We start from the raw sequence: 745 nt of genomic DNA on the forward strand, positions 1-745 counted from the left end.
CAGCGTTCCTTGGCCCGTTCGGGCCCTGGATCACTTGATGATCTTGGAGACGACGCCTGCGCCGACGGTGCGGCCGCCTTCGCGGATGGCGAAGCGCAGCTTCTCTTCCATCGCGATCGGGGCGATCAGCTCGACCTCGAACTTCAGGTTGTCGCCGGGCATCACCATCTCGGTGCCCTCGGGCAGCTTGACGGTGCCGGTGACGTCCGTGGTCCGGAAGTAGAACTGCGGGCGGTAGTTCGCGAAGAACGGCGTGTGGCGGCCACCTTCTTCCTTGGTCAGGATATAGGCCTCGGCCTCGAACTGGGTGTGCGGGGTGACCGACTTCGGCTTGACCAGGACCTGGCCGCGCTCGACGCCGTCACGGTCGATGCCGCGCAGCAGGACGCCCACGTTGTCGCCGGCCTCACCGCGGTCCAGCAGCTTGCGGAACATCTCGACGCCCGTGCAGGTGGTCTTCTTGGTGTCGCGGATGCCCACGATCTCCAGTTCGTCGCCCACGTTGACCGCGCCGCGCTCGATGCGGCCGGTGACCACGGTGCCGCGGCCCGAGATCGAGAACACGTCCTCGATCGGCAGCAGGAACGGCTGGTCGATCGCACGCTCGGGGGTCGGGATGTACTCGTCGACGGCGGCGATCAGCGCGCGGATCGAATCCTCGCCGATGGCGTTGTCGCGGCCTTCCATGGCTGCCAGCGCCGAACCCTTGATGATCGGGATGTCGTCGCCCGGATAGTCGTACGAG

At 66.7% G+C, this 745-nt stretch carries 1 protein-coding gene; it reads right to left on the minus strand.

Annotated elements, in window-relative coordinates:
- Nucleotides 1-30: 30 nt before the first annotated feature.
- A partial coding sequence (locus tag FHD67_RS20230; protein ID WP_246071374.1) for an EF-Tu C-terminal domain-related protein occupies nucleotides 31-745 on the minus strand: 715 nt, incomplete at its 5' end.

This window comes from Paracoccus haeundaensis (assembly GCF_006239215.1).
GTDB lineage: Bacteria > Pseudomonadota > Alphaproteobacteria > Rhodobacterales > Rhodobacteraceae > Paracoccus > Paracoccus marcusii.